The sequence below is a fragment of the Nitrospira sp. T9 genome (assembly GCF_052156535.1).
GTDB lineage: Bacteria > Nitrospirota > Nitrospiria > Nitrospirales > UBA8639 > Nitrospira_E.
In genome coordinates this window covers 184,720-211,673 of the sequence record NZ_JBQKUP010000035.1, presented here as the reverse complement: position 1 = coordinate 211,673, position 26,954 = coordinate 184,720, and the positions used below count along the sequence as shown (strand labels likewise).

The window sequence follows — 26,954 nt, the reverse complement described above, 5'->3', positions numbered from 1 at the left end:
CCTCCAAAGCAGAGGTGGGCAACTCAAACAGACATTTTTCAAGCTTGGTTAATCAACATGTACCTATCATTAAAGTCCCCAAAATGCCTATTTTTGAGCTTCAATTCCGGGTGTGTCTCAAATGGCGCCTTCATTGAATATGAGGCAAAAAGGAAATTTCTCGAATAAACGCTACGCTCTTTCCCGTCCCAGGCAGCGAATGACTTTAAAATGTTTTAAGGACAACGAATGGCTGGTAATACTCATAGCTGTTCTTTTGTGATGAAGATTCTTCAGCCAAAGTATATAATTTTGAGAAGTTACACGATGACCTCATAAAAAAGCGTAAACCTGTGATCTGAATGACCTCGGATCATGAATGCCGCAGTGCGAGACGAAACATGCCAAAAAAAATCTTTGTGGTTGATGATGAAGAGGCTTCTCGTGAAGGGTTGGCAATCCTTTTGGCCAAATGGGGCTATGAAGTGGAACAAGCTGGGGATGGGAAGGAAGCTCTGACTAAAATCCCTCACTTGCATCCTGATGTGGTCATTACCGATTTGGTTATGCCTGGATTTAATGGACTCGAGCTCATTCAGTTTCTTCAGAAAGAATTAATATTCAGTCCGGTCATCGTCCTGACTGGTCATGGGACCATTGAGACGGCTGTTTCGGCTATCAAGCAGGGTGCGTACGATTATTTGACTAAACCCCTGGACGTGGCCAGGCTTCGCATTATGGTGGAAAAAGCATTGGAAAGAGGAGAGACCCATCGAGAAATGGTTCTGTTGCGTAAACGACTGAAAGGGTTGTGGGGACTGGGTAAATTGGTGGGTAAGAGTAAGCCCATGCAGGAAATTTACAGTCTCATTGAACTGGCAGCCCCGACGCCGGCGAGGGTCCTCATTCTCGGGGAGAGTGGCACAGGAAAGGAATTGGTTGCGCAAAGTCTCCACGAACTATCCGATCGAAGTAAAGGGCCCTTCATTCCGGTAAATTGTTCGGCCATCCCTGAAACCCTTCTGGAGAGCGAAATTTTCGGGCATGAAAAAGGTGCTTTTACAGGGGCCTTGGATAGAAAACCGGGATGTTTCGAACTGGCACATGGCGGGACACTTTTTCTGGATGAAGTGGCCGAAATGAGTCCTTCCATTCAAGCCAAATTTCTGAGGATCCTTCAAGATTCTTCAGTCAAAAGGATTGGCGGAACAGTTCCCATCCAGGTGGATGTTCGTGTCGTAGCGGCGACGAATAAGGATCCCATGAAGGCCATTCAGGATGGATTATTGCGCGAAGATCTTTATTATCGCTTGAATGTGTGTATCATCCATCTCCCGCCTCTCCGGGAAAGAAAAGACGATATTCCTTTATTGGCGAAGGCCTTAATTGAAGAATTTAATGTCAATTATTCGAGGACCGTCCAGTCAATGAATGATGAAGCCTTAGAGCGCTTAATGAATCATACCTGGCCCGGAAATGTCCGTGAATTGCGAAATGCCGTTGAACGGGCCGTGATGTCGTGTACGGCTGATGTGATTACGACTGCCCATCTTCCCGAATTTGCCAAAAAAGCGGACAGTGAAAGTCCAGGGGAAAAGGAAGGCGCGGTGCGACTGCCCATGGGATCGACAATCGAAGATGCTGAACGCCAACTTATCATTCAGACCTTAAAACATCATCAAAACAATAAGACACGGGCAGCAGAGATTCTTGGTGTCAGTTTGAAAACCCTTCACAATAAGCTTCACCGGTACGGATTACACGATGCGATTGAACGTTAAGGGAAAGGAAGCGTTAGGCGTTACAGTCCTTACCCTGGTGGTGGTGGTTGGTAGTACATTTCTCAATCTTTCTCAGTTAAGCAGTGTCATCGTCCAGGAAACCTCGGAGCAGGTTTCTCTCATTAAACGACAAATTTTTGAGTACAGTAAACGGGTGGTGCTGAATGCTCAGTCACCCGATATCCATCCTGTTGTCTTGCTGTCCACTAATCAGGAACTCAAAAAATTTCTTGAAGCCAGCGTGGGGTACTCGCCTCATCTCCTCTATGCCCTCATTGTTGATCCTCAAGGGAGAACCCTTTTACATTCCGAAGGCGCTAAAACTGAGCGCCCGCATCCGACCAGGCCCAAACTCGAAGACCTTCTTTCCCTGGGACCCATTGACCGGTTCACCGTGCTTTATCAGGAAGGATCCATTTTTGACAGTACACTTCCCATAACCTGGGAGAACGTCCCCATCGGCAAAGTCATTGTCGGAATCCATACCAGTCTGCTTCGTGAAAGAATGACCTCTTCTTTGAAAACCAGTGTTGTGTTTGCTTTGGTGGCTTTGCCAATTGCCTGGTTGTTAACCATGGGCCTGGCGACGTTGACCCTGCGTCCTATCCATGCCCTGGCTGAGCAAATGGAGCAACTTCGTCAAGGACGTTTTGATGTGTTAACGGATTTAAGCCGGACCGATGAATTTCGAGAATTGGCCTCGCAGCTTCAGTTGTTGGGGCAACAACTGAAATCGGATCGTCTCAAAACCCTGAGTGAGGAGACGCACCTTCAAGGAGTGATCGAACATTTGGAAGATGGGGTGATTGTCGTTGATGATCAAGGGAAAACCCTATTTCTCAATCAAGCCATGGAATTCATGGTGGATATCCCTGGGCCTCATCTAGGACATCGCTTGGAGTCGTTGGGAGAATCCTTTACCCCGCTGATTCGATTGGTTAACCAAACGTTGGCGGAAAAGAAAGACTTGAAGGCCGTCCCCTGCTCTTTGCCCAGAAAAGGAGAATTTAAGTCGTTTTATATTTCGGTGATCTATTTAAGATCCTCCCCACGTTTTCATGGAGCGATGATTTTATGCAGAGATATAGAATCCATGAAAACTCTCCAATCGTTGGTTCAATATGCTGCCCAGCTCACGACTTTGGGGCAACTGACTTCAGGACTCGCCCATGAGGTCAAAAATCCTTTGAACGCAATGGTTATTCATCTTGAAATTTTAAAGGAAGAAGCCAAAGGCCTCAATGGAGACTTCCAAAAAAGTTTGGAGGTCCTGGAAGGGGAAGTCCATCGTTTGGATCGTGTCGTACTTGGTTTTTTGAAATTCATGCGTCCGCAAGAGCTGGAACTTTCCTCCGTGAATGTCAATCGGTTGCTCCAGAGGGAGTTGAGCCTGTTAGAAAGAGAATGGGGAAATAAGGGCATTCGCTTTGTCCTGGATTGTGAGTCGGATCTGCCAGCCATTTCCGCAGATCCTGATCTCTTAAGTCAGGTTTTTCTCAACATTATCTTGAATGCTTGTCAAGCCATGGAAGAACAAGGCGGGGATATTCGGGTTGCCACGTCTACCCAGCAAGATAATGAAATACGGATTTCCATCAGCGACCAAGGTCCTGGTATTCCTCCTGAAATGCAAGAAAAAATTTTTCAATTATATTACACTACCAAACATCATGGAAGCGGTCTGGGTCTTTCGTTGGTCTATCGCTTTATTCAATTGCATGAAGGAGTTATTGATGTTCAAACGGAAATGGGAAAAGGCACCACCTTTAGTATCCGATTACCAAGAAAAATCTGAAGTGACATTTCCGTTGTCATGTTCTCAGCAGAGGGCCTTCATGGGTGGTCGTCAATTTCTAATGTTGGGAATGACTGTGATCTGTAGTGGATGCTCATTTGATGGTGTTATACCAGGAACGGATCGTTGGTATCCTAATCAGATCACACAAAGGATAGAGGCCCTTTCCCCGGCATTCATTCATCTTTCCTCCAATTCATCTCCTATGAAGCCGGTTTCTGTGAACGATCCCACGCCGTCTAAGGATATCCCTGGGAAAAATGAAATACCATCCGATATGCCTCAACAACAGGTCCCGCCTTCTCAAGAGCAAAAACCGGCCATCCTTGTCCCCGAGATTCCTAATAAAGATAATCGTCAGGAAATTGTGACCTACAAGACTCAAATAGATGAGACGCAAAATTTGTTGCGTACCATTAATGAAAGCCAACTGTCCAAGGAACAGCACGATACCTACGTTTCTATTAATAGTTTTCTGGAAAAAGCCCAAGAGGCTTTTTCACAAAATGATCTGTCAATGGCATTGAATTTATCGGAAAAAGCCCATACCTTGACCAAGGAAATTGTCAATAATTCCACAAAACCTTAGGGAGAAATGATATTGAAAATTCACGAGGAAGAAGTACAAGATTGGTAGTGGAACCTTGGGAATGAAGAAAAGATCATTTTTTTATGGGGATAAGAATGATGCCCCATCAATTGGTGTCGAATGGCTAAAAAAAACGTTTTAATTGTCGAAGATGATATGAATAGTCGTGAGGGCCTCAAGGCCATGCTTGGAATGTATGGATATAATGCCGATACCTCCAAGGACGGGTTACAAGCCATTAAGAAAATAAAGGAAAAATTCTTTGAAGTGGCCGTTATCGATATCAACCTTCCCCCTGTGTTGAACGTGGAAATCAATGGGTGGGATTTAATCCGAATTTTTCGATCCTATAACCCAAGTATCGACATCATTGTCGTCAGCGGAGAAAAAGGCATTCAATCCCGGGCTCAACATTTCAATCTGGTCGGATGCTTGGAAAAGCCCATTCGGCCATCCCATCTTAAATCTCTCATGGAGGCACTAGGCTGATTCAATCTGGTTGAAATCTAAATAGTTTTGCGAATTTGCTTCCCTTTTCTCCAGTTTCCTCTGTTCTAATCCTTTCCAAATATCCTCGATCCCTCCCCTCTAAGCGGGACCTTGCCCAATATCATTATCTTTTCCATTTTTCATGGGTTTGTAAAAAATTCACCATTTTTTGTAATTTTTTCCCGATCCGAAGATTTATCTCATGATTTTCTCTCGTGTGCCTGATATTTCGAACGGCTGAAATAATCTGATTTGGCAATGAATTAACCTGAAAAAAATGGCTCAAATTGTTCTGGCCTGAAGTTTGCGCCTAGAAGAAGAATAGCTTTCCAGATCTTCAACAGGGAATAACGGAGAACTCAATTATTACCCAATAACGTAAGGAGGATCCTATGAAAACCTTTTCTTATTTCATCGTGGGGTTTTTCATTTTCGTTTGTGGCGTACCGTTTGCCCAAGCTGCGGAAAAAATGGGGGTGGCAGAGAATACAGAAAGGGAAATTTTGTCTATGACCATGTTGAGCGGAGAAGTTAAAGACGTACAAGGAGATTGGTGCGTCGTACAAGATTCTGAAGGGACTGAATGGAAAATCCAAGTTGACAACTATACGGAAACTATAGGGAATGTACTCCCTGGTGTCACGATTGCCGCCTTGATAGAACCGGACGGTCATGCCAAAGAAGTGAAAGTGATACCGGAGTAAGAATTGAAATTCCCGGAATCGGTTAAAGCTCAGAGAGGTGGGGTCTGCAAGGTCTCTCCTTTTTTGAAATTATCCGATTATCGTGAAGAACAAATAGCAGGAGGGTGTCATGTATAGAAAAAACTCTAGAAAAACCCAACACCATTTTTCTGTGAGAAAAGGGTTTGTTCTAATGGTCGTGATTGGAATTTTGGGTTTGAATGCTTCAATGAGTATGGGATTAATTTCCGAGGACAGGAAGGATGTCATTCAAGGACACGCAGAAAGAGGGCAAATTATTATTGAAGGAAAAGTCACGAGGGTGCAGGGTGAATTTATAGGAAAAGATTTTTCTCAAATGAAGGATCAGCGGTACCTAGTGGAGACGCCGGTTGGAAGAGAATGGGACCTTCATTTTGAAGAAAAAACACTGAAAATAGGGGACATATTTTTAGGGGATCAGGTCAGGGCAAGTATTGGCAAAGATGGTTCGCTTCACACCGTCCAAAAAATTGAGCAGAGTAAGGCGAATCCCAAACACGCAATGGTTCGTCGGAGTATCAAAGGGATGCTCGAAAAAAGGAATGGGAATTTTTTGTATGTGAAACAGGGGAACCACACAGAAATAGTGCATCTTGATACCAAGAGTGTTCTTGAAGGAAACATTCGAGAGGGGAGCAAAATTGTTGCGCAGTTGGGAGAGGCTGGATATGGGATCAAGATTCAGGAATTGAAAGGAGAGTCCGAAACAAATTCTAACTAAGGCGATATCGGTCCAGGTATCCTTGTTGAAAACTATGCCTGATTGGAGGACGTGCATTGAGCTCGCGTTGCCGAAGCCCAATTAAATGGCATCCTTCGAAAATGGAAAATTTTAATAAAACTTTTTTCGGGTATAAATCAACTTTCTGTAGCTGAATCGAATTGTTGTTTTGTCAGAATAAAAATAAATAATAGATATAAAGGAGATACGCGATGACCAACGAGTTACTTTTGAACATATTCAATCGAGATTATTCTGTGACGACAAGGGAAACAATATCTCAGAAAGCATCAGGAGGAAAAATTGTCATGATTGTTGATGATGATAAAGATTTTCGATTGCTTTTGCGTGACCGCTTGGTCCGATTAGGACTGACATGTGTTGAAGCAGAAAATGGGGAGGTTGCCAAAATTCAACTCAATAAAAGGCATGTCGATTTGGTGATTACTGATTATCGCATGCCCAAGATGAATGGGTTAGAATTAATTGATTGGCTGCAGCACACTCACAGATATGTTCCCATAATTTTGGTGTCAGGGGATTTAAGTGTGCCCATCCGAAACAAAGCTAAAAATGTAGGGGTTTATGCCATTATGGAAAAACCATGTTCTCTCTCTGAACTATCGTCAAAAGTTCAAGAAATTTTCAACGAATTTTGAAAAAAGTCGGCACTAGATCCTAATAAATTTAGAACAATACATTCAGTGATCTTTTTCCCAACAAAAGCCAATTAAAAGGAAGGGATATCTCGAATTTTGGGTTGGTAAGGGACCCAAAAAATTCTGTTTCTCTTCGATGAAATCATTGAAATTTTAATCCCCGTTCTTGTGGGAATTCCCTCTAACCCAATTCCTGGTTGATGGTGGTCCATGGGAGTTTCAGACAAAAAGCCATCAGGTTGGAAATTGTCTAAGAAGCTGTAAAGGGAGTTTATTTTTCAAGACCATTCACCTCCGGGGTAGAATCTCGGACTCGTCGGGAGATTGTAAACGCAATATAGGAAGTCAGAAATAGAACCATTCCCATCCCCAGTAGGGTCCAAAATTCTCCGAACTGTTCCGTCACCCAACCAAAGGTGGTCATTCCCCCAATGGCAGCGAGCATGGCCAATGTTCCATACAGGGCCAGGACTCGTCCGATAAGTTGTGGTGGAGAAATTTCCTGGATTATTCCCCATTCAATAGGGGTTAAGACCCCACTTCCCATTCCAATAAGGACGACGACCAGGAGGCTGAGGGATAACTCCGATACCCCGGTGAATCCCCAAAGAGCGAATGCAGTGAATAGGCTGGTGGTCACCAGCAGGCGAATGCGTTGCCAAGGTGCTCCCAGGGCGACTTTAGCAAGGAATACGGAGGCCAAAAATAGGCCCACACCCACTCCGGAAGTGATATAACCGACCTCCACCGGACCCAGTTTCAACATATTCCTGCCGAGGACCGGCAATAACGTATGAAAGGCACTGATGACGAAGCTATACAATCCAGCTGTCAAAATAAGCAGACGGATGACAGGCTGACGGAAGAAAGTAAATTGAACGCCTTCTTGTAAATCTTTGACATAGCTGCTGATGGAATTTTTCAGGGTTGCCTCTGGGAATGGCGCTTCGTGTGGCACTTCCGGAATGGAAATACATACAAGGCATATGGCCGACCCGATATACGTCAGGACATTGAGGCAGAGAACGTTCTGGGAATTTAATAGGGCGATCCCCAGTCCGCTTAACAGGGGGCCGAAAATCACTCCCAAACTCATGGTGCTCTGCAGTAAAGCATTGGCAGCCGTTAAAGCCGATTTTTTCACGATGAATGGAATGGTGGCGAATAAGGCCGGTGCAAATAGGGAAGTCGCAACGGCATTACAAAATACCAAGATATACAAATATTCAACCGTGAAGGCCTCATGGGAGACCAAACAGGGAATGAGGCCGATCAGCATGGCTCGTATGAGGTCGGTGCTGATAAGAATAATTTTTTTGGGAAATCGATCAATAAATACCCCTATGAAGGGACCGAGTAAAATCGGAGGGAGCGTTTGCAAGATTCCAATGACTGTGGTCTGGAGAGCGGAACCGGTCACCGCATAGACAAACCATAACAATGCCAGTTTGGTCACCCCATCCCCGATTTGAGAAATAAGCTGACTCCACCAAAGGAGTCCAAAATTCCTTTGAAATAAAAGGGGGGGACTAGTGGCGAAAGCTAGAGGTTGAGGAATGTCGGAATCGGAAGAAGATAGAGAAAGATTGGACATGATGTGACGATTGGGTCCCTTCAATCATTCCCTGCCTCGAGACGAACCTTTAGAGTATTGACTGCGATGACGCCAGGAATTTCACGGGCCGCTTGTGCCCCCTCCAAGACAATCACCTGAAATCGGGTCCGCCCGCTCAGAGAAACCACCCCCCGAATCGTCATGATTTCAAAATCGGCTTCCCGCAGCGTTTGGCTATGGGCAAACCGTTGTTTCACCAATTCAGTCAGGCGAGTGTCCATTTTGGCCTGTATGGCGGCGCGCAAAGAGGGGCGAACTTCGATGTGATTGATAATATCTTTCCCCTTGATCAGATGAGTGGTTATGGCTGTGACTATGGTCTTTTCATCCTCCACAGAAACTTCCCCTCTCAACTCCACCGTTTTTTCCTGGATCTGGCAATCAATATCGTATGGAAAGAGGCGAGGATCCTCCATAAATGCCAGTTTTAATGACAAGTTCTGGGATTGGACAATGTTGTCTTTGTCTGATGGTTTCTGCGGTGCTTTCTCGGAAGATTCCAGTTTCGGGGTGGGTTTCGCTTGATGATCTTGGACTTGGAGCACAAGAGTCTCGGCAGGAACAAAGGAAGTCAATTCCAAGAAGGTTGATGACCCGAATACCTGGCTCCAGGCAATTAGCGTTACAGCCAGACTCATGACTAAAAGGTCACGAGAGTGATGTTTCATCCTAAACTTCTCCTTCTCATGGAATAGCCCGTGAATTTATTCTGTGTATTTTTTTTGACCATGGTGGTGCGCGAGACCCACGTTTTGGGGAAATACTCGGTATTTTATCAGAGGAATATGGTGAGATATCCAATATCCACGGGTGGTTCTTCCTCATTGATCTATGGATGGAGAGTGGCTTGGAACAGGAAATTCTGACAGGACTCCATACACTTTTCGGATCATCATCATGGGCAGAAAGTTCCATTTTCTTCCATGGGAAAAGCCACTCTCCCTGAAAGGATGAGCGATTCAATAAAATAACGACCATGCCTGTCATCAAAAATACGAAACCAATCATCGAAATGCCAGCCATTGATCCAAAGTTATCAGCCACCCCTCCAAAGGCCACCATGCCTCCGCTGGCCATGGCCATGCTCGCAGTATTGATTAAGGTAAACACTCGTCCCATTAAATGGTTGGGGGTTGTTTCTTGGATGATCGACCAGGCAATAGGCGTGAAGGCAGCCGTACTGGCCCCAATAAGTGTGACAAGAATAAAACCCCATACGACGGAGTGTGAATGAGCGAGAAATTGCAATGCACCTCCTCCCGCGACCATTGAAAGGGCTATGAGAAAGATCCGATTATTTTGCCCCAGATTCTTCACGCAACTCAGGCCAAATGAGGTAGCCAGCATTCCTGCCCCCATAGCAGACCACAGCCACCCCAACCATCGAGGATCGGCTTCAATGTGATCGTTGACGAAAAGTGGAAGCACATAGATAAAGGCGCTGGCTCCCAACGTATAAAAGACTGTAGTGATGAGGAGAGCGCGAAGTATGGGGTTTTCTCTAAAGACAAATTGCATTCCGACAGCCAAGTCCTGCCTAACTTTCGACGCTACATTTGGCATTCTGGGAGCGGTCGTCAATAAATGGCCTTTGATTGGCAATAGACACAAGGCGGATAACAAAAACGTTGCTGCATCTACATAGAGAACATTCTGGGTGCCCAGCCATGCGATCAAGACTCCGCATATGGCCGGCCCGATAAGTATGCCCACATTTGTCGTTGATTGAAGTAGGGAATTGGCGGACATGAGTTCGGAGGGTTTGACCAGAAGGGGAAGCGATGCAGCCAAGGCCGGCCCAAAAGCCGTAGAGAAGATGGCTGTGAAAAATACCAAAATAAACAGCACTTCCAAGGTCAGGGCATCAAAAAGATACAAGACAGGAATGAGAACAATTAAAAGAGCTCGAATGATATCAAGGATTACCATCACGGGTTTTTTAGGTAATCGATCTAAATACACACCCACGATGGGGCTCAGGACCAGCGGGGGGATCGTTTGCAACAATCCGATGATCGTCATTTTTAGGGCTGATCCCGTCAGTTGGTACACAAACCATAAAAGAGCCACTTTGGTTAATCCGTCTCCAATTTGTGAGACCGCCTGTGAGGCCCACAGCATACGGAAGTTTCTATTTCTAAATAGATCCCATCTATTGGGCGAGAGGTGACAATGATTGGAAGCAGCCATGGTTTTCCTGGTCTCACATGAAAGGGTTTCTAAAATCCCGGTCAAAATTATGAGGCTAAAAATTCATAACCGTTTCACGACTGGTAAATGAAGGTTGGTAAGTCTCCTCCGATATGTTCAACAGGTTTTCATAGGCCCTTAGGTAATCTTGAACCATTCGTTTAACGGTAAACCGTTGTTCAAAGGCCAGTCGGCAAGGTTGACGGTCAAGGGAGGAAATGCAGGGGACGGCTTTGATCATGTGTTCCATGGTGTCGCAGATGAATCCGGTATGCCCGTCATCGATGATTTCGGGGACGGAACCTCGCCGATAGGCTAGAACGGGGGTGCCGCACGCCAACGCTTCGATAAAGACCAAGCCGAAAGGTTCCGGCCAATCAAACGGTGCAACCAAAGCATAGGCATTGCCGATTAAGTCATTTTTTTCGGCATCCGTGACTTCACCCACGTATTCCACCAAGGGATCCGATATAAGCGGTTTAATGACGGCACGAAAATATTCCTGGTCAACCGGATCGACTTTCGCGGCTATTTTTAGAGGCATGCCCACACGCTTGGCAATTTCAATGGCATGATCGGGTCGTTTCTCGGGAGTTAACCGCCCAACAAAGATAAGGTAAGACCCTGACTGAGCATGAAAGCTATACAGGTCTTCGGGTAAACCATGGTGGATGGTTTGTTGCCAATTTGCCCAGGGTAGGGGATTCCGTTGAGCATTCGAAATAGAAATAAGCGGGCAATCTAAAAATTCTGCAAATATAGGTTTCAATTCGGGAAGGTCAAGGCGGCCATGCAGTGTGGTGAGGACCGGAGTCCCACAACGCCGCGCTAAGGGAAAGGCTAGGAAATCCAAATGAGAATGGAAGAGGTCAAATTGGGTGGCAGAGGAAAATGTTTTTTCCAACATCATCGTGAAGGGAGCCTGGGGATTGGAAACCCCATTAGTTTTTCGAAGGCCTTCCCGACACATTGATTTGAGATGAGCGCTGGTTTGAGAATCACCGGAAGCAAACAGGGTGACTTCATGCCCCTGACGAACAAGTTCTTCGGTTAAATATGAAACAATCCGTTCGGTTCCTCCATATTGTTTGGGTGGAACACTTTCAGCCAAGGGAGCCAGTTGGGCGATTCTCATTGGAAACTCCTTTCTAGGAAATGACAAAAATTAAAAAATCGGGGGAACATTTTTATTTGTATTCGTCTTAAAGCAAACCTGATGCCGGGAAAATTTTTAAATACATGCCCAGATAAGTGATTGATTGTTTGGCATTTTTTTTTGGTATGAAATGAAAATTCCAAAGAAACGTGAAATCAGATCAAAATAGAAAATGTAAAAACTACCAAAGGCGTGTAAGGGTTACACGAATGAGATAAAAGAAATAATTTGTGGAATTGGAACGAAAAGGTTTTCGCCAATAGAGAAATTAGTTGTTGGTAGATTGGTGCGTGCCAGGAAGCGTTGAGAAGGAAAGAACACAGAGAAGGAATAGATTCCCCATACCAAACAGGGTATTTAGACAAACAAGATGAATTTTTGAATGAGAAGGTGATGAGAAACAGCGTGACAAAATGGAGCGTCTTTCATCGTCCCAATTCCAACTTCGGGTAAGATGAATGTGAGTAGGGAATGATGGAAATCGGTACCTGAGCATTCTACATCGCATTCACGATAGTAAATCGCGGCGAGTTGAAGCTGCTTGTCCTGTCATGGGTTAGAACCAGGGAAGGCACATCGAATGCAATAATCCTTACATGATTTTTGTTTCAGTCTTCATATCTGTAGGATTTACTCGAGTAGCTGTAGTTTTTACTTCAATTGAGTCCTCTTGAATATTTCTTGGAGAGGATTCCTTCACGGCAGATCTTCGCAATCCAATGAAAAATAAGAAATAATTTACATGTAGCTGAAGGAGTGGGTTTTGGGCCCACCTTTTGCTTTGAAGTAAATTAATAGTAGGTCAGTAAACCTTAAAAAAAGAGAGAAAGGAGGGCGTGATGACTATAGCGGGAATGTCGGCAACAGGGTATTCAACGGTTGGAGATATCGTACCAACTCATATGTCGATCTATCATGCTCAATCAGAGGGAAATACTGCCATTATGGATATTCTTTCCAGCCACGCGGTAGTGGCTCCTGTGGTCGACGACGATGGGCATCTGGTGGGGTTCCTTGGAGAGTCAGAAATCTTGTATTCCGGGAAAGACATTAATCAAGTAAAAGTTGAAGACATCATGACAGAAGATCGGACTTCAACGGTAACGGAAATGACACCCATCTCTACGGTCGTCACACTATTTCAGGACGATGAATTACAGATAGTACCAATCACGAGAGAGGGACGAGTCATTGGTTCCCTGTCTCGACATGATCTTATTCGAGCCTTAACAGGAGCCGGATTGGGCGTAGAAAAATGAGTTGGTAGGATTGACCGAAGGATATGAAAAGTATGTGTAAAACGGCATGTAAAATTATGATTTTCATTAATTAACTCAAAAGGAGAGGACTATGAAATCCCCACAATCCAGTTTTAAAAATTTTAGAATTATGGCTTGTTTCGTCGGCGTCTGTTTAGTGATGCCAGCGGCTGTTCTACCTGCCGCTGATGGATTTTCCCAATCTGCCCCTGAGGAAATGGTTCGAAAAAATCTTGAGCCTTTTGCAGGAGCTTACAAAGAAGTGTCTGAGCTGAGTAGCACATATGCACAGCGGATTATTCAATCCGAGCCGGATCAGGCTGACGTATTGCAGGAGGAAGCCAACCAAAAAATGACTCAGGCTGTCACGAATCATGGGCTTTCTGTTGAAGACTATAATTTCATTTTTCACACGATCCAAAGTGAGCCTGACCTTCAGGAGGAATTTATGATTGCACTGCAACGAGCTCAGTGAACAATTGTCATTTACCCATCAATGCCTCGATCATGCAACAGGATGAGGTCTGTAGAAGGGCGGTATGATCGGGGAAGCACAGAGGAAAAACCATGATGATAAATTTTTTCAAGTTGACCATACTTAGTTTTATTCTCACGACAGGATTCCTCGTGGGGTGTTCCGATTCATCCACCGATAAAAGTCATCCCGAGTCCATGAGTGAACACCCCGGATTTATGGCCAATGTAGACGGGGCTGTTCATGCCGAAATATCGGGAGATGGAATTGTGACCTACCTACCACCGAAGGAACGGGATCCCGTGACCGGAAATCGTCCCGGTTACTATATGCTTTTTAACAATCTACCCACAGATGTTATGGAAAGAAGAGAATTGGTCATCATATTTCGAATACCTGATGGAGCCCAGCCTGGCCATTATAACCTGATGACACCCGATCCTCTCAAGGTGGGACAGCATTTTGATGTGCAGGTAGAAGCGGTAGAACAAGGGCAATCCATTCCCTATCAAACGAATACGGAGGGAACGATTACTTTGGATAATTTCACTCCTGACCGCATATCTCCAGAAGCCAGTAGGATTAAAGGCACCTTTCAATTTGTTGCAGAGAATACTGTTGGAGAAAAGGTTTCAGTAAATGGGGCATTCGATTTTCCCTCGAAACAGAACATCGTATCTGTGAATGCAAGGTCTTCGGTTAAGGAAGAGCTAAGGACCTGAAGGAAAGATAAGGAATTACCCTGGCAGGCATTTCAAAATTTTCAATTTGTTTTTTCCGGTCATCAGAGAACGATGCGGCGGAAAGTGGGACCTTCTAGTATAAAAATTAAAGATGGGTGAAGTGCGGCTCGAAGGATATTCGAAGCATCCAATCACTTTGGCCAGAACAGACATGTAGAGCTTCTTGGCCTGGTGGGAGAGACCATTGTTGGTAGGCTCTAACGGCTGCTGAGTCTTTCGGAGATTCTGTTTTTCGTCTTTAGGAAGTGACAGGTGTATGTCTTTCCCCCTTGGATAAAAACATTGGTCAGGTGTCAAACGAAACCAAGACGCTTAAACGAAATTAAGACGCTTAATTGTTTAGTAAACTCTCCAATTGTTGTCGAACAATTGGTTCCCGCAATTTTTTTAAGGCAATGGTTTCGATCTGCCGGATCCGTTCTCGAGTGACCCCTAAGGTTTGTCCGATTTCTTCCAATGTGGATTCTTCGTCGTATCCAATACCAAACCGCATGCGAAGAATGCGTTCTTCACGCGGGTTCAGCGCTTTAAGGAGGCGGGAGATGGCAGCCTTCGAGCTGTATTCCTCCGAAATCTTTAACGGCGAAGGCGCTTCGTGATCCTCAAGAATATCTCCGAGTGTGCCCTCACCCTGTTCATCCATCGGGGAGTCCAGGGAAACGGGATCATAGGAGCCCTCCAAGATTCCTTGCACTTTGGCAATCGGTAGCCCGGTGTTTTCCGCCAGTTCTTGAAGAGTGGGCGTTCGTCTCAATCGTTGAGTAAGATGCTGTGAGGTCTTCTTGATTTTTTGGGTAATCTCATAGATATGTACTGGCCTTCGAATAGTATTCCCTTTTTCGGCAATGGCTCTGGTGATGCCCTGTCGAATCCACCATGTGGCATAGGTGCTAAACTTATAGCCACGTGCATAATCAAATTTATCGACCGCTCTCATCAACCCAATGTTGCCCTCTTGGATTAAATCCAAAAAATGTAATCCGCGGTTCGTGTAGTGCTTGGCCACACTCACGACTAATCGCAGATTGGCTTCAACCATTTTGGCTTTTGCCTGATGAACCTGGGCGACGGTCTGTTCAAGGATTTCACATGAATGCAAAAATTCCAGGTGCGGCATCAAAATAAGAGACGTTTCGATCTCCCGAATACGTGCCAGAGCGTTTCTGGAGGCATTCCCGGGTTGTTTGCTGCCGCTGGTTTCCAGGACCCGTTGGTGAGTGAGAATTTCTTCTTTAATCTTTTGAATTCCCTGAATCAGGGCTTCCTGTACGTCGGGGCGCAAGTTCAGGGCATCTATTCTTTTTATCAATTGTTGAATAGGTTTTTTAAAGGAGGCAGAAGTACGGAAATTATCTGGTGCGGAATCATGCCTGGCCAGACGTTGCGCAAAATGGGACAGAAATGGTTTGGCTAACCGGGCGATCGCATCAAGATGCTTGAGGGTCTTGTGAAAATTTTGTCCTGCCTCGTGTCGGGTTTCGGATGCGGGGGTTTCGCCTTCTGGACCAGTTGCGGAACTCATGATGACCAGATCACTGACACGGAGGTTTCCGTTGTGCAATTGATCTCGAAGCGCAAGGAGACGAACAAGGATGACGGGTAAACTGAAAAGGGTCACGACTAAGTTATTGGTCCCCTCTTTGATCTGTTGAGCAAGCTGGAACTCGGTATCTCGTGTCAACAGCGGAACCCGACCAATGTCTTTCAAAAAGAGAGGAATCGTCATGTTGGCGGTGACGGGGTCTTCCTGATATTGATGGGTGGGTTCCATGAATTCGTCAGGATAGGAGTCTGCTATCTTATTGCCGGTCTTTCGGACCCCTTCCTCAAAAGGTGAGCGATAAGACTGAAGTGAGGCTGATGATTCCAGAGAAGTACCGGAGGAATGCATCAGGCCATCCTGCTGGAGGGAGTAATTTTTCAAGACCCGTTTTTTCTTTCCCGAGCGTTGTAAGGGTTGATGTAATAATTCACTTGATGCCATGGTGATCCCGCTTTCTCTTGCGCACAATAATTACTCGCAACCGGATCGGTCTTGGCGCAGGATGCAAATTCTTCACACTGGTCATTCCACTCATTCTTCACGCCCATATCCGAAAATCCTTTTATTCCGGTCTCTTTTCCAGTTTGGATTCAGGGTTGTGCTCCACAACCGGATCCCGTCGAACATTTCCTTCAATTGACGTGCCCTGAGGCAAACTGGAGTTCCTTTTTCCCACTGGTCATTTTTCATTCCGCGGGCTTTGAGAATGGTCGTATCTACCGTTTCTCCGCAGTTGAGGCACCTCAATACTTCCAGATGGTGAAACTGCCCGTCGAGATTATAAATGCTATCTCGTACTAATAGCCCTTTACACCGTTGGCATTTCATCATCTCTGCAGCCATCTGTTCAGTTGTCATGAAATTATTTCCTCCCTTTGGAAGCATTAACTTGCACCTTGACCCCATGCTAGTTATGATAAGTAACTAGTTACAAAAGTAAAGTAGGTACTAAAAAGTAACCATGAAATTGCCTCCCAGTTCCTTCGGATGTCCGTTGGATTCTCTTCTTCGTGTTCTTGCCGGACCGTGGACGATTTACATCCTCTGCCGCCTGCATAACAATGGTGAAACCCGTTTTGGCCAGCTCAAGCGCCAAATGCCGGGTATTTCCTCAAAAATGTTGACGGAGCGATTGCGATCGTTGGAGAAGGCTGAAATTATCTTTCGTCACCAAGCCCCGACCATTCCTCCCCAGGTGACTTATGGGCTCACGACAGAAGGCCGGGAACTCACCACGATTCTTGATCAAATTAATACATTGGCCGGACGATGGCAGGATCTCGAGACCAAAAAGACCGCAAACACCAACATTCAGGGGAAAGACACAAAAGATAGAAAAGCGGTAGCTCAATATTCCAGGATTCCTCCCTCCCAAAAAGGAAAAACTGAACGGAAAAATTAGGTGAACATGGTTTTCGCCAAAGATTGTTTTGGTCTTGGCATTCAACGGGACATGGGAATTTCCCACGGGAATGTGAGACAACTCTTCGTTAAATCAGTCTGAAAGTCATTTGCCCAGTAATCCTCCTCACCCAATCAATTGCTGGAAGGATTGCGTTATATCGTCCGGGGCTTTGACTGTCGTGGAAAGGTGATCTACCGCCAATGGAGGGAATGCATGTTCGGCCAGACTCGAACAGCTTTCGCGGGAAATTTTCCTGAGCTGAGGATTCTCCCGGACGAAAAAGGACTGCAGCCGATTAAGTCGAAAGGGAGAGAAATGAAGGAATCTGGATAGGAAGGTACTTCTCTTGTTTTAACAATCCCGCCAACTTCGGTTTTTGAAGTGTAAAGTCCGCTCCCGATTTCGGAAATGAACGCTAGCCGGTTTAACTTTTTTCAACTCGGACAAAGTGAAAGTTAATTCCGCCGCTGATGCCCTGGTTGTCGGGGTCAGACGGTTCATAGGTTGCCACGGAAAAATTTTCTGTGGGCAACGCGTCCTGCAGAGCCAGGCCGAAATCCTCCAGGGTGGTCACCTCGACAGAATTGATTTCCTTGATAAGTGCCCGGGGTTTTATGCCGGCAAGGGCCGCAGGTTTTCCCCCGATCACCTCAAAGACGACCACGCCTTTTGCGCGCTCTAAGCCCAGAAAATCCCGTATTTCTTCGTCCACTTCTCCGACGATGATGCCGAAGTCTTCTCCCAATTTTATGGCCTGTTCTTTGGTCATGGCCTGAGGAGCGGTTTCAGCATGAAGCAGATAGGGGGTTCCCAACGAGAAAGCCAAGATCATGCTCACCATCGCCCCCTGGCCAATGTGAGCAAGTAGTCCGCCGAGCCGGTGGATTCTATGTTGGATAGTCGGACGAATCATGTTCATCATTCCCTCCCTTTTAGCGGGCAGATTCCTGCAGAAATTGATTTACCCAAAATACATGAATTTTCCTTCTTGGTCGAATTCATGAAGGGCGATGTTTTTAGGCACACTAATCACCGGCATCCATTGGGATGTTGCGTCAGTCTCCGCCTGAATAACGGGATCATCCTGGCTGCCAAGCACTGTCCGCTATAGAATCCGGCCAGGATCATGCCCATGAGAAAGTACTGAAAGTTAAGTTCTCCGAAAATTTCTGCCATCGGCAATTCCCTTTCCTGTTTTCATGAGACCAAATCGAATCGATACAAATAAGGTGTTTAGACCAGGACCTCTTCTTGCTTAGCTGGCACGCGACTCTTTTCCACTTGACGGGTTTTCAGAAGAGTGAGATCAACGACATGGCCGCAATTGAGGCATCTTCCCATTTCAATTTCTAAAAATTGTCCGTCTACGTTAAAAATACTGTCTCTCACCATGAATCCTTTGCAGCGTTCGCATTCTCCCATTTTGTCACCTTCAGTTAAATTATAACCATTTTTACCACGGCCTTCTTGTAAGTTAAGATAAGTAACTAGTTACTAAAGTAAAGTAGTTACTTAAAAGTGCCTTTGCAAGGCATTTGAAAGTATTTCGGATGGTTCAAGGGTACTCTCTGGTGGGATGGGTCTGGACTGATGGCAACACGCCTGAAAAATTAGGTACTATTGGACACCAGCCCCATGAAATATCTGGCTGTATCAGGTTAAAGGACCTTTTGAGTTTCGCTGGGGGAAAGAGCGATCGGTGTTCCAACGCCCTGTTTGCTATTAACCCTATAATGTGCTCCCGGAAAGAATGTCGATGTCCAAAAATATTTTTGTGATCGGGCTGGATGAGTTTAACCTGGCCCTGCTCAAGCCGATCGGGTTGAACAAATCCTATGAATTTCATTCCCTGCTATCGGTTCAGGAGGTGAAGAGGCGGGAACACTACGATCCCGATGAATTGCTTGGAACAGCCGAAAAAAAGCTGAAACAGTTTACGGGGACCATTGATGGGATCGTGGGATATTGGGATTTCCCCACGACCTGCCTCGTCCCGTTTCTGAATCAGAAGATGAGGTTGCCGGGTCCGACCTTTGAGAGTGTCTTGAAATGTGAACACAAGTATTGGAGCCGGGTGGAGCAACAGCAGGTACTCACGGATATCCCGAAGTTCTGTGCGGTCAACCCGTTTGAGACCAATCCACGGTCCATGGTCGATTTGGCTTTTCCATATTGGATGAAGCCGGTTAAAGCGTTTGCCTCGCAATTGGGATTCCGTATTCATAATGACAAGGAATTTGTGAAAGCCATTGAGATCATTCAGCAAAAAATTTCCCATTTTGCCGAGCCCTTCAATTATTTTCTCGACCAGGTTGTTTTGCCTCTATCTGTTGCGGGTATTGGTGGGGACTGGTGTATCGCTGAATCCATTGTTTCAGGACGGCAATGCACGCTTGAAGGATATGTGTATCAGGGGGAAGTCGAGGTCTATGGTGTGATTGATTCCATCAGGGAGTCCAATCGCTCCACATTTGCCCGATACCAATATCCCTCGCAATTGCCCAAACGTATACAAAACCGAATGGTGCACGTCGCTCAAAAAATTATGACACATCTAAAGTATGACCAGGCTCCCTTCAACATGGAGTTCTTTTACGATGAACCCCATGACCGTACCTGGCTGCTGGAAATCAATCCTCGTATCTCTCAATCGCATTGCGATGTTTTTCGAAAAGTCGACGGCGCATCTCATCATGAGGTCATGATTGATCTGGCACTTGGTAAGAGACCTGAATTTCCGCATAGGCAGGGGGAGTGGGGGTGTGCGGGGAAAATTTTTCTTCGGGCTCATGAAGATGCGGTCCTGAAGCATGTTCCGGGTGAAAAAGAGATTCAACTGGTGAAAGAGCGGTTTCCCGGGACCCTCGTCAATATTCATGTAAAGGAAGGGATGCGACTGTCAGAGTTGCCCAACCAGGAAAGCTATAGTTATGAATTAGGCTATGTCTGTCTGGGGGCAGCGAATGAGCATGAGCTCCTGGAGCGTTCTCGAACATGTCAGGAATATTTGAAATTCGAATATTCTCCCTCTTAGGTTGGAGGCACAACCGCCTCCTTTGATCCTCCATGACTGTCGCGTTGAAAACCGTCACGTCCTTCCTCTGTCAAATTCGTGAGATTGAAAACACCTGGATTCCCATGCCGGATGGGGTTCGCCTGGCGGCGCGCATCTGGCTGCCGGAGAGTGCCGAGGAGAAACCGGTGCCCGGGATTTTGGAATATATCCCCTATCGGAAACGTGATGGGACGGCTTATCGCGATTCCATTACCCATCCGTATTTTGCTGGCCATGGCTATGCTTGCGTGCGCGTGGATTTGCGGGGAAGCGGGGACTCCGAAGGGGTGTTGACCGACGAGTATTTGGAGCAGGAACAGCTGGATGGCATAGAAGTAATCCGATGGATCGCTCAACAACCATGGTGCACGGGGGCTGTAGGCATGATGGGAATTTCCTGGGGCGGATTCAATGGGTTGCAGATTGCTGCTTATCGCCCGCCGGAACTGAAAGCCATTATTACCGTATGTTCCACCGATGATCGCTATGCCGATGACATTCATCATATGGGCGGGTGTCTTTTGGGAGATAATTTGTCCTGGGCGTCTACGATGTTCGCCTATAATGCCTGCCCACCCGATCCGGTAGTGGCCGGAGAACGGTGGAGAGAACTCTGGATGGAGCGGCTCAAGGGGAGCGGCCTCTGGCTGGAGACCTGGCTGCGACATCAGCGGCGCGATGACTACTGGAAGCAGGGATCGATTTGTGAAGATTTTTCGGCGATCACCTGTCCGGTGATGGCCGTCAGCGGGTGGGCGGACGGATATTCCAATGCGGTGTTTCGGCTGTTAGCTGGTCTGAAAGTTCCGCGAAGAGGCCTGATTGGTCCATGGAGCCACAAATATCCCCATTTGGGAATACCGGGTCCTGCCATCGGATTCCTTCAGGAGTCCTTACGCTGGTGGGATCAATGGCTGAAAGAGATTGAAACGGGCATGATGGAGGAGCCGATGCTGCGGGTTTGGATGCAGGAAAGCGTTCCTCCCACGACCTATTATGATGAGCGACCTGGACGCTGGATTGGCGAGCCTACCTGGCCTTCCCCTTCCATTCTTCCTCGAAAATATCCTCTGGCGGTTGGGAGAATAGGAGAGCCTGATGAGCCTGTTCCGGAGAATCCTCTCAGGATTCAGTCTCCGCTGAGTGTGGGATTATTCGCCGGAAAATGGTGTTCCTATGCGGCTGGCCCAGACTTGGCCCATGATCAACGGGAAGAAGATGGGGGGGCTCTGGTGTTTGACAGTGCCTTTCTTGAAGAGACCATAGAGATCCTGGGGGCGCCTGTGGTAGAGCTTGATCTGCAGGCCAATACACCCATTGCTATGGTGGCCGTGCGTCTGTCCGATGTGGCAGAGGATGATAGGGCGACCCGGGTGACCTACGGGTTGCTCAATCTGACGCATCGAAACAGCAGTGAACATCCCGAGTACGTGAAGCCGGAGGAACGGTATCGGGTTCGGGTGCAGCTCAACCACGTCGCACAAGTTTTTCCGAAAGGGCACCGTCTGCGCCTCTCGCTATCCACATCGTACTGGCCTCTGGCCTGGCCACCTCCCGAACCTGTCCGGCTCACCATCTATACCGGGGCCAGTAGTGTGTCTTTACCCATACGGCAGTCGGAAAAATTGGATGCACAACTTCCTGCCTTTGAAGTCCCGGAAGGTGCTCGGCCTCTTGCGAAGACCCTAATCGAACCGGAACATCACAATTGGCGAGTCATTCGGGATTTGGCAAAGGATAAATCGACCTTGGAAGTCATCAACGACAAAGGCGTTTACCGTCTGGATGATATTGACCTGGAGGTACAAAACAAAACGGTCGAAACGTATACCTATCAGGCGGATGATTTCTCATCCGTGAAAGGGGAGACCTGGTGTGTCCGTGGGTTCAAACGGAAAGACTGGGCAGTCAAGACTATCACCCGCACTATCCTCACTTCTTCTCCCACCCACTTTCATCTTCTCGCCGACCTGGATGCCTACGAAGGGGATAAGCGCGTCTACTGCCAAAGCTGGGATACCACCATTCCCCGCGATTTTATTTAGGTGAGTACGTCGGCGGTGCTAATACGCTTAGGTGCCCCTACTGTACCGGAGGCAAGCGAAGCCGATTAAGGGTCTGTTGAAAAAAGCCGCCAGCGGCGTTCTCGCCATTTTTCCGTGCTCACGTACTACGCGTACGCTCCGCGCGTAAAAACGGCTGCGGCCTTCCCTTCGGCATGACTCAGGGCAGGACTGGACGGACTTTTTTGAACAGACCCACCAGGGAAAAATTGAATGAGCTGGTGGGAATCGCGTCCAATATCACTCGCCATGATCTCTTATAGGGCCGGCCGGAGTTGAGCTAAGGCGCAGAGTTTCTTGTAGAATAGAAGATGGCCATGGGCTATCGCATGTGTCGCTGTATTCCAGGTCCGATTGATGGAGAGGGAGAAACCCCTATCTCCCGGCGACCTTGGGGCTCAGGCAATCGGCTTCGACGATAAATTCGACTTCGGATAGTATTCGGAAAACGATTCCACCTCCCCGGGATACCGGGGCCAGAGCCGGAAGGATGGACAGAGATGAGATTGACAGAATTCTGGGGGTATCCGGGTAAGTTTATTTCATAGAAGATGAAAAAAATATTGTGGAGGGTCATTTATGGAAGAAATCATTCATCATACTGATTACATCAATTGGGCCGAAATTCGGGGATTTCCTGGTCCGGCCGACGGAAAAATGTTGCGTGATGATCCATCGACGGGAGCCAGAGCCATGCTCGTACGAATTCCACCTGGAGGCGAGATTATCCCCCACGGGCATCGCGGGATCGTCCAACATTATATCCTGCAGGGGCAGTATGAATCGGATGGCAAGCTTTTTGGCCAGGGCTGTTATCGAATGATACCTGCGCACATTGATATCCCTCCGATGACTACGGAGAATGGAGTGACAATCTTAATGATATACGATCCCGTCGCCTAATGAGTCTGAATGGCTCCTCCTGGACAAGTCTGGAAATAGATGACCGATCCCTTTGTCAACGTGAGTTGACACTCCTGAGAAGGGCAACCATCCTAAGTCGGTCCTGTTGTGGTGCACAGTCCCAATGCGTGCTAATCCTGCATCAGCAATGGAGATGTTTTGAATGTCAGAATGTCATATTCCCTATGGTCCATTGCGTCACTCATTCGAGTGAAAAAAAGATCCGCTGTCCGGGCTGAAAGGGAGGCATCATCTACAAAAAAAACCGGAATGGTCTGTGAGAGACTGGTGCAGATAGGAATGACCCTGAGTGGAACAGCGGAAGTCCAAGCGATTCACCCGAATGAAGTTCGAATGGGCCGGTCATTCTCCTCGCACAAACGGTTACCGTTCTTCTCGCATGTGGACCTTTTCTAAAAATGCCTCAAGTTCGGAATTAGCGTAAATGCCATAGGCATCGACGATGGTTCCTCGCAGACCGTCATGGGTTTCGACGGCATACACCACCGACTCATCATCGGGATCACTGACCCCTTCAAACCGATGATGCTCACGAATTGTGAGTTCTTCCGGTTTGAACGTGTTTCCGCTTTCGACTGCACAAAAGGCATGGTGAAGAAAGGCAAAATTGGTGGTATAGCCCCGGCTCCTTAATCCCTTTAACGCCTCGGTCATTGTCATATATTCAGGATGCGACATGGTGTTTATGGCTCCTTTCTCTTTGAGTGGGTACGTGAGAGAGTGGCAACCCCGTTCGTGGTTAACTTTTTCGGATAATGCCGGAAGTTCGAATACCGAAGCCCATCATCCGCTTCGAGGAAAACTGCCGAGCCCAACGATGACCGAATGGAACCGATGAGGCGAATCCCGGCGGGAATTTACGGATCATAGTAAAGGACAAGACCTCACGTTCTTACAGAACTCTTATCTAAAGTCTGTTCCATTTCCAGAATTTTGACCGTGGTTTTGAGGACGGCATCGGGATTCAGGGAGATGCTGTCGATGCCCTGCTCCACGAGGAACTGCGCAAACTCGGGATAGTCACTGGGGGCCTGACCGCAGATGCCGATCTTCCGCCCTTTGGTTTTCGCGGCCTTTATGACCTGGGCAATGAATGTTTTGACTGCGGGGTTACGCTCATCAAAGACATGGGCCACGATTTCTGAATCCCGGTCCACGCCCAGCACCAACTGTGTCAAATCATTTGAGCCGATGGAAAACCCATCGAAGATCCCGGCAAATTCTTCCGCTAGAATCACGTTACTCGGAATTTCGCACATCACATAGACTTCCAGGTCCTTGTCGCCACGTTTCAGTCCCTGCTTGGCCATTTCCTCGAGAACCTTTTTGCCTTCCTCAACGGTCCGGCAAAAGGGAATCATCAGCTTCACGTTGGTGAGCCCCATCTCCTCCCTGACTTTTTTCATGGCCTGACATTCTAAGGCAAAGCCGTCCCGGTAACGGGGATCGTAGTAGCGGGACGCGCCACGAAATCCGAGCATGGGGTTCTCCTCTGTCGGTTCATAAGCCCTGCCGCCAATTAAATTCGCATATTCATTCGACTTAAAGTCGCTCATGCGGACAATGACGTCTTTGGGGTAAAAGGCTGCCCCGATCATGCCGACCCCTTGAGCGAGTTTGTCGATGAAGTATTGTTTTTTGTCGGGATACGCAGTGGTGAGACGATCAATCTCAGCTTTCACGCCGGCATCCTTTATTTGGCTATACTCCAGCAACGCCAAGGGATGGATTTTTATGAAGGTGCTGATAATAAATTCTTGGCGAGCCAACCCGACGCCGTCATTGGGAATACCGGAAAGCGAAAAGGCTTCCTCAGGATTTCCGATATTCATCATGACTTTGGTGCGGGCATGACCCAAATTTTTCAGAGAAACCCGCTCGACATCAAATGGGAGCCGGCCTTCATAGACGAACCCGGTGTCACCTTCCGCACAAGACACCGTCACCGATTGCTCGTTCTTGAGGGCGTCGGTCGCCCGCTCTGCCCCGACGATGGCCGGAAGACCGAGTTCCCGACTGACGATCGCCGCATGGCAGGTCCGTCCTCCTCGATTGGTTACGATGGCCGACGCTTTTTTCATGATCGGTTCCCAGTCAGGATCGGTTTTGTCCGTAACCAACACGTCTCCTTCTCGAAAGTCCTGAAGGTGTTGGACATGGGTGATTACCCGAACCGGGCCCTGACCGATTTTCTCTCCCACGCTCCGGCCTTGAATGAGAACCTGTCCCCGCTTGGTCAGGTGATAGGTTTCCATCACATCGGGATCTTTTCTGGACTGAACCGTTTCGGGCCGGGCTTGAACAATAAACAGCTCACCCGTCTGTCCGTCTTTGGCCCATTCGATGTCCATGGGACAGGCTCGGCCTTTCTTTCCGCTGTAATGGTCTTCAATGAGGCAACCCCATCGGGCCAACGTCAGAATTTCCTCATCGTTCATGGCAAAACGGTTTCGGTCATCAGGGGAGACCGGCACGTTTTTGACCATCTTGCTCCCTCCGATATCATAAATCAGTTTGAATTCCTTGCTTCCCGCAATTTTATGAAGAATCGGCTGAAACCCCTGCTTGAGGGTGGGCTTAAAGACATAATACTCATCAGGATTAACGGCGCCTTGCACGACATTTTCCCCAAGCCCATAGGAGGCGTTAATCAGAACAACATCGGGGAATCCCGTTTCCGTATCAATCGTGAAGAGCACGCCTGCGGAGGCCAGATCGGAACGCACCATTTGTTGCACCCCGATAGACAGGGCGATTTGGAGATGGTCGAACCCCTTATCGACTCGATAGGAAATAGCCCGGTCGGTGAACAACGACGCAAAGCATCGCTTGCAGGTTTCAAGGAGCGCCTGATGGCCCTGAACATTGAGATAGGTTTCTTGTTGTCCGGCAAAACTGGCATCTGGTAAATCCTCCGCTGTCGCACTGCTTCGTACGGCGACGTCGGCTCCTTCGGTTGATTGGGTACTCAGTCGGTCATAGGCCTCTTCGATGGCCTGTTCCAATGCTGGAGGAAGGGTGGCCCCAATAATCGCCTGCCGGATTTGTCGCCCTCGTTGACGGAGGTTGGACATATCCCCGGTATCCAGATCGCCCAGGATCTGTTTGATTTTGGTGTCGAGCCCGGCCTCACGAAGCACATAGCGATAGGCCTCAGCCGTGATGGCGAAACCGTTGGGAATCCTGACCCCCTGGGGAGTGAGCTCGCGGTACATTTCGCCAAGAGAGGCATTTTTGCCTCCCACTCGACTGATATCCTGTAAGCCAATTTCTTCAAACCAGAGGATGTAGGATTGAGGTGGTGAGGCAGGAGGTTTCATACCAATGACGTTCCTTTTTTATATTTCAAAACCAGTAAAACGGCATGGTTACTTAATACACATCGTAAGGGTCGAAGGCGGTCATTGCCGTACCGGGTGCCTGACGACCGGAAAGCGAAAGTTTTTTCCCGCAATTGGGACAGGTGAATTGTTCAACCTTCGTTTCGTTTGAATAGTGGCTGCTGGCCATCACCTGAGGGGGCCATGTGCAGTGACAGAGTTGAAAGCCCAGGGATTGCCCCATGGCCGCATGACCAACCTGGATCGTCCGTTCCGCTTCTTCAATCTTTTGTTGGATGGCTTTTCGTGGTTCGCCTGCCGGCAGTTGATCGTTCGCGGAATGGATGAGGGCAATCGCCTCCTTTAAGGTGGTCAACCCTTTCGTGAAGGCTTCCAAGACCTTGAGAAGACTCTGTTCTCGTTGAGCGTGATCCATAACAAATTCCCCTTGTGTTAATGAATGATGCC

The 26,954-nt window shown here is 47.4% G+C and carries 26 protein-coding genes; 14 read left to right on the top strand and 12 right to left on the bottom strand.

The genetic code is table 11. The annotated features are described in order from the left end of the window. Positions 1 to 380 precede the first annotated feature (380 nt). From ACTRXD_RS11370 to ACTRXD_RS11340, 7 genes are all read left to right on the top strand, one after another. A complete protein-coding gene (locus tag ACTRXD_RS11370) occupies positions 381 to 1,760 on the top strand; it encodes a sigma-54-dependent transcriptional regulator (RefSeq protein WP_442431923.1) in 1,380 nt (459 codons plus the stop codon). Then, complete coding sequence (locus ACTRXD_RS11365) at positions 1,744 to 3,555, top strand: ATP-binding protein (RefSeq protein ID WP_442431922.1); 1,812 nt, start codon at positions 1,744 to 1,746, stop codon at positions 3,553 to 3,555. The genes ACTRXD_RS11370 and ACTRXD_RS11365 overlap by 17 nt, the downstream gene beginning before the upstream one ends. Before the next feature lie 220 nt (positions 3,556 to 3,775). Beyond that, positions 3,776 to 4,144 (top strand): hypothetical protein, encoded by a 369-nt coding sequence (locus tag ACTRXD_RS11360; protein WP_442431921.1) that lies wholly within the window; start codon positions 3,776 to 3,778, stop codon positions 4,142 to 4,144. Between the two features lie 120 nt (positions 4,145 to 4,264). Next, positions 4,265 to 4,633 (top strand): response regulator, encoded by a 369-nt coding sequence (locus ACTRXD_RS11355; RefSeq protein ID WP_442431920.1) that lies wholly within the window; start codon positions 4,265 to 4,267, stop codon positions 4,631 to 4,633. Between the two features lie 392 nt (positions 4,634 to 5,025). After that, positions 5,026 to 5,337, top strand: coding sequence for a hypothetical protein (locus ACTRXD_RS11350; protein ID WP_442431919.1), 312 nt, complete (start codon positions 5,026 to 5,028; stop codon positions 5,335 to 5,337). A gap of 109 nt (positions 5,338 to 5,446) precedes the next feature. Continuing rightward, complete coding sequence (locus ACTRXD_RS11345) at positions 5,447 to 6,079, top strand: hypothetical protein (protein ID WP_442431918.1); 633 nt, start codon at positions 5,447 to 5,449, stop codon at positions 6,077 to 6,079. Between the two features lie 212 nt (positions 6,080 to 6,291). Continuing rightward, complete coding sequence (locus ACTRXD_RS11340; RefSeq protein WP_442431917.1) at positions 6,292 to 6,738, top strand: response regulator; 447 nt, start codon at positions 6,292 to 6,294, stop codon at positions 6,736 to 6,738. A gap of 271 nt (positions 6,739 to 7,009) precedes the next feature. On the opposite strand, the gene ACTRXD_RS11335 is transcribed toward ACTRXD_RS11340, so the two are convergent. From ACTRXD_RS11335 to ACTRXD_RS11320, 4 genes are read right to left on the bottom strand one after another with little or no spacing between them, the layout of a single operon-like run. Beyond that, positions 7,010 to 8,332: an MFS transporter gene (locus tag ACTRXD_RS11335; protein WP_442431916.1), complete on the bottom strand. Its 1,323-nt coding sequence runs from the start codon at positions 8,330 to 8,332 to the stop codon at positions 7,010 to 7,012. Between the two features lie 20 nt (positions 8,333 to 8,352). Then, on the bottom strand, positions 8,353 to 9,021 hold the full coding sequence (locus ACTRXD_RS11330) for a BON domain-containing protein (protein WP_442431915.1): 669 nt from the start codon (positions 9,019 to 9,021) through the stop codon (positions 8,353 to 8,355). A 16-nt stretch (positions 9,022 to 9,037) separates the two neighbouring features. Further along, positions 9,038 to 10,543, bottom strand: coding sequence for an MFS transporter (locus tag ACTRXD_RS11325; protein ID WP_442431914.1), 1,506 nt, complete (start codon positions 10,541 to 10,543; stop codon positions 9,038 to 9,040). Between the two features lie 55 nt (positions 10,544 to 10,598). Continuing rightward, positions 10,599 to 11,678 (bottom strand): glycosyltransferase family 4 protein, encoded by a 1,080-nt coding sequence (locus ACTRXD_RS11320; RefSeq protein ID WP_442431913.1) that lies wholly within the window; start codon positions 11,676 to 11,678, stop codon positions 10,599 to 10,601. Positions 11,679 to 12,538: 860 nt separating this feature from the next. On the opposite strand from ACTRXD_RS11320, the gene ACTRXD_RS11315 reads away from it, so the two are divergent. From ACTRXD_RS11315 to ACTRXD_RS11305, 3 genes are all read left to right on the top strand, one after another. Then, complete coding sequence (locus ACTRXD_RS11315; RefSeq protein WP_442431912.1) at positions 12,539 to 12,958, top strand: CBS domain-containing protein; 420 nt, start codon at positions 12,539 to 12,541, stop codon at positions 12,956 to 12,958. 91 nt (positions 12,959 to 13,049) lie between these two features. Then, positions 13,050 to 13,433 carry a DUF4168 domain-containing protein gene (locus ACTRXD_RS11310; RefSeq protein WP_312745333.1) on the top strand — a complete coding sequence of 128 codons (384 nt, stop codon included), beginning with the start codon at positions 13,050 to 13,052 and terminating at the stop codon, positions 13,431 to 13,433. A gap of 92 nt (positions 13,434 to 13,525) precedes the next feature. Further along, on the top strand, positions 13,526 to 14,155 hold the full coding sequence (locus ACTRXD_RS11305) for a hypothetical protein (RefSeq protein WP_442431911.1): 630 nt from the start codon (positions 13,526 to 13,528) through the stop codon (positions 14,153 to 14,155). A 352-nt stretch (positions 14,156 to 14,507) separates the two neighbouring features. Here the strand turns inward: ACTRXD_RS11305 and ACTRXD_RS11300 are convergent, their stop codons facing one another. Both ACTRXD_RS11300 and ACTRXD_RS11295 read right to left on the bottom strand, forming a co-directional pair. Then, positions 14,508 to 16,160, bottom strand: coding sequence for an RNA polymerase sigma factor RpoD/SigA (locus ACTRXD_RS11300; protein WP_442431910.1), 1,653 nt, complete (start codon positions 16,158 to 16,160; stop codon positions 14,508 to 14,510). 90 nt (positions 16,161 to 16,250) lie between these two features. Next, positions 16,251 to 16,577, bottom strand: coding sequence for a hypothetical protein (locus ACTRXD_RS11295; protein ID WP_442431909.1), 327 nt, complete (start codon positions 16,575 to 16,577; stop codon positions 16,251 to 16,253). 103 nt (positions 16,578 to 16,680) lie between these two features. Between ACTRXD_RS11295 and ACTRXD_RS11290 the strand changes: the two genes are divergently transcribed. Next, positions 16,681 to 17,121 carry a winged helix-turn-helix transcriptional regulator gene (locus ACTRXD_RS11290; protein ID WP_442431908.1) on the top strand — a complete coding sequence of 147 codons (441 nt, stop codon included), beginning with the start codon at positions 16,681 to 16,683 and terminating at the stop codon, positions 17,119 to 17,121. Positions 17,122 to 17,548: 427 nt separating this feature from the next. Here ACTRXD_RS11290 and ACTRXD_RS11285 read toward each other — a convergent pair whose 3' ends face one another. The 3 genes from ACTRXD_RS11285 to ACTRXD_RS11275 all read right to left on the bottom strand — a co-directional run bounded on the left by ACTRXD_RS11285 (position 17,549) and on the right by ACTRXD_RS11275 (position 18,516). Then, the gene (locus tag ACTRXD_RS11285; protein WP_442431907.1) at positions 17,549 to 18,037 is read right to left on the bottom strand and encodes a hypothetical protein; all 489 of its coding nucleotides are present in this window, start codon (positions 18,035 to 18,037) and stop codon (positions 17,549 to 17,551) included. Positions 18,038 to 18,153: 116 nt separating this feature from the next. Further along, the gene (locus ACTRXD_RS11280) at positions 18,154 to 18,300 is read right to left on the bottom strand and encodes a hypothetical protein (protein ID WP_442431906.1); all 147 of its coding nucleotides are present in this window, start codon (positions 18,298 to 18,300) and stop codon (positions 18,154 to 18,156) included. Positions 18,301 to 18,357: 57 nt separating this feature from the next. Then, entirely contained in the window at positions 18,358 to 18,516 is a 159-nt protein-coding gene (locus ACTRXD_RS11275; RefSeq protein WP_442431905.1) for a hypothetical protein, read from the bottom strand. Between the two features lie 364 nt (positions 18,517 to 18,880). Here ACTRXD_RS11275 and ACTRXD_RS11270 point away from each other — a divergent pair, with 364 nt between their 5' ends. The 3 genes from ACTRXD_RS11270 (at position 18,881) to ACTRXD_RS11260 (ending at position 23,145) form a co-directional block, all read left to right on the top strand. Beyond that, entirely contained in the window at positions 18,881 to 20,158 is a 1,278-nt protein-coding gene (locus tag ACTRXD_RS11270) for an ATP-grasp domain-containing protein (protein WP_442431904.1), read from the top strand. A 44-nt stretch (positions 20,159 to 20,202) separates the two neighbouring features. Then, positions 20,203 to 22,224, top strand: a complete 2,022-nt coding sequence (locus tag ACTRXD_RS11265) for a CocE/NonD family hydrolase (RefSeq protein WP_442432017.1) — start codon at positions 20,203 to 20,205, stop codon at positions 22,222 to 22,224. Positions 22,225 to 22,821: 597 nt separating this feature from the next. After that, on the top strand, positions 22,822 to 23,145 hold the full coding sequence (locus ACTRXD_RS11260; protein ID WP_442431903.1) for a cupin domain-containing protein: 324 nt from the start codon (positions 22,822 to 22,824) through the stop codon (positions 23,143 to 23,145). Positions 23,146 to 23,529: 384 nt separating this feature from the next. On the opposite strand, the gene ACTRXD_RS11255 is transcribed toward ACTRXD_RS11260, so the two are convergent. From ACTRXD_RS11255 to ACTRXD_RS11245, 3 genes are all read right to left on the bottom strand, one after another. Further along, complete coding sequence (locus ACTRXD_RS11255; RefSeq protein ID WP_442431902.1) at positions 23,530 to 23,844, bottom strand: phosphoribosylpyrophosphate synthetase; 315 nt, start codon at positions 23,842 to 23,844, stop codon at positions 23,530 to 23,532. Between the two features lie 206 nt (positions 23,845 to 24,050). Next, entirely contained in the window at positions 24,051 to 26,486 is a 2,436-nt protein-coding gene (gene ppsA, locus ACTRXD_RS11250) for a phosphoenolpyruvate synthase (protein WP_442431901.1), read from the bottom strand. A gap of 52 nt (positions 26,487 to 26,538) precedes the next feature. Then, positions 26,539 to 26,922: a hypothetical protein gene (locus ACTRXD_RS11245; RefSeq protein ID WP_442431900.1), complete on the bottom strand. Its 384-nt coding sequence runs from the start codon at positions 26,920 to 26,922 to the stop codon at positions 26,539 to 26,541. Positions 26,923 to 26,954 lie beyond the last annotated feature (32 nt).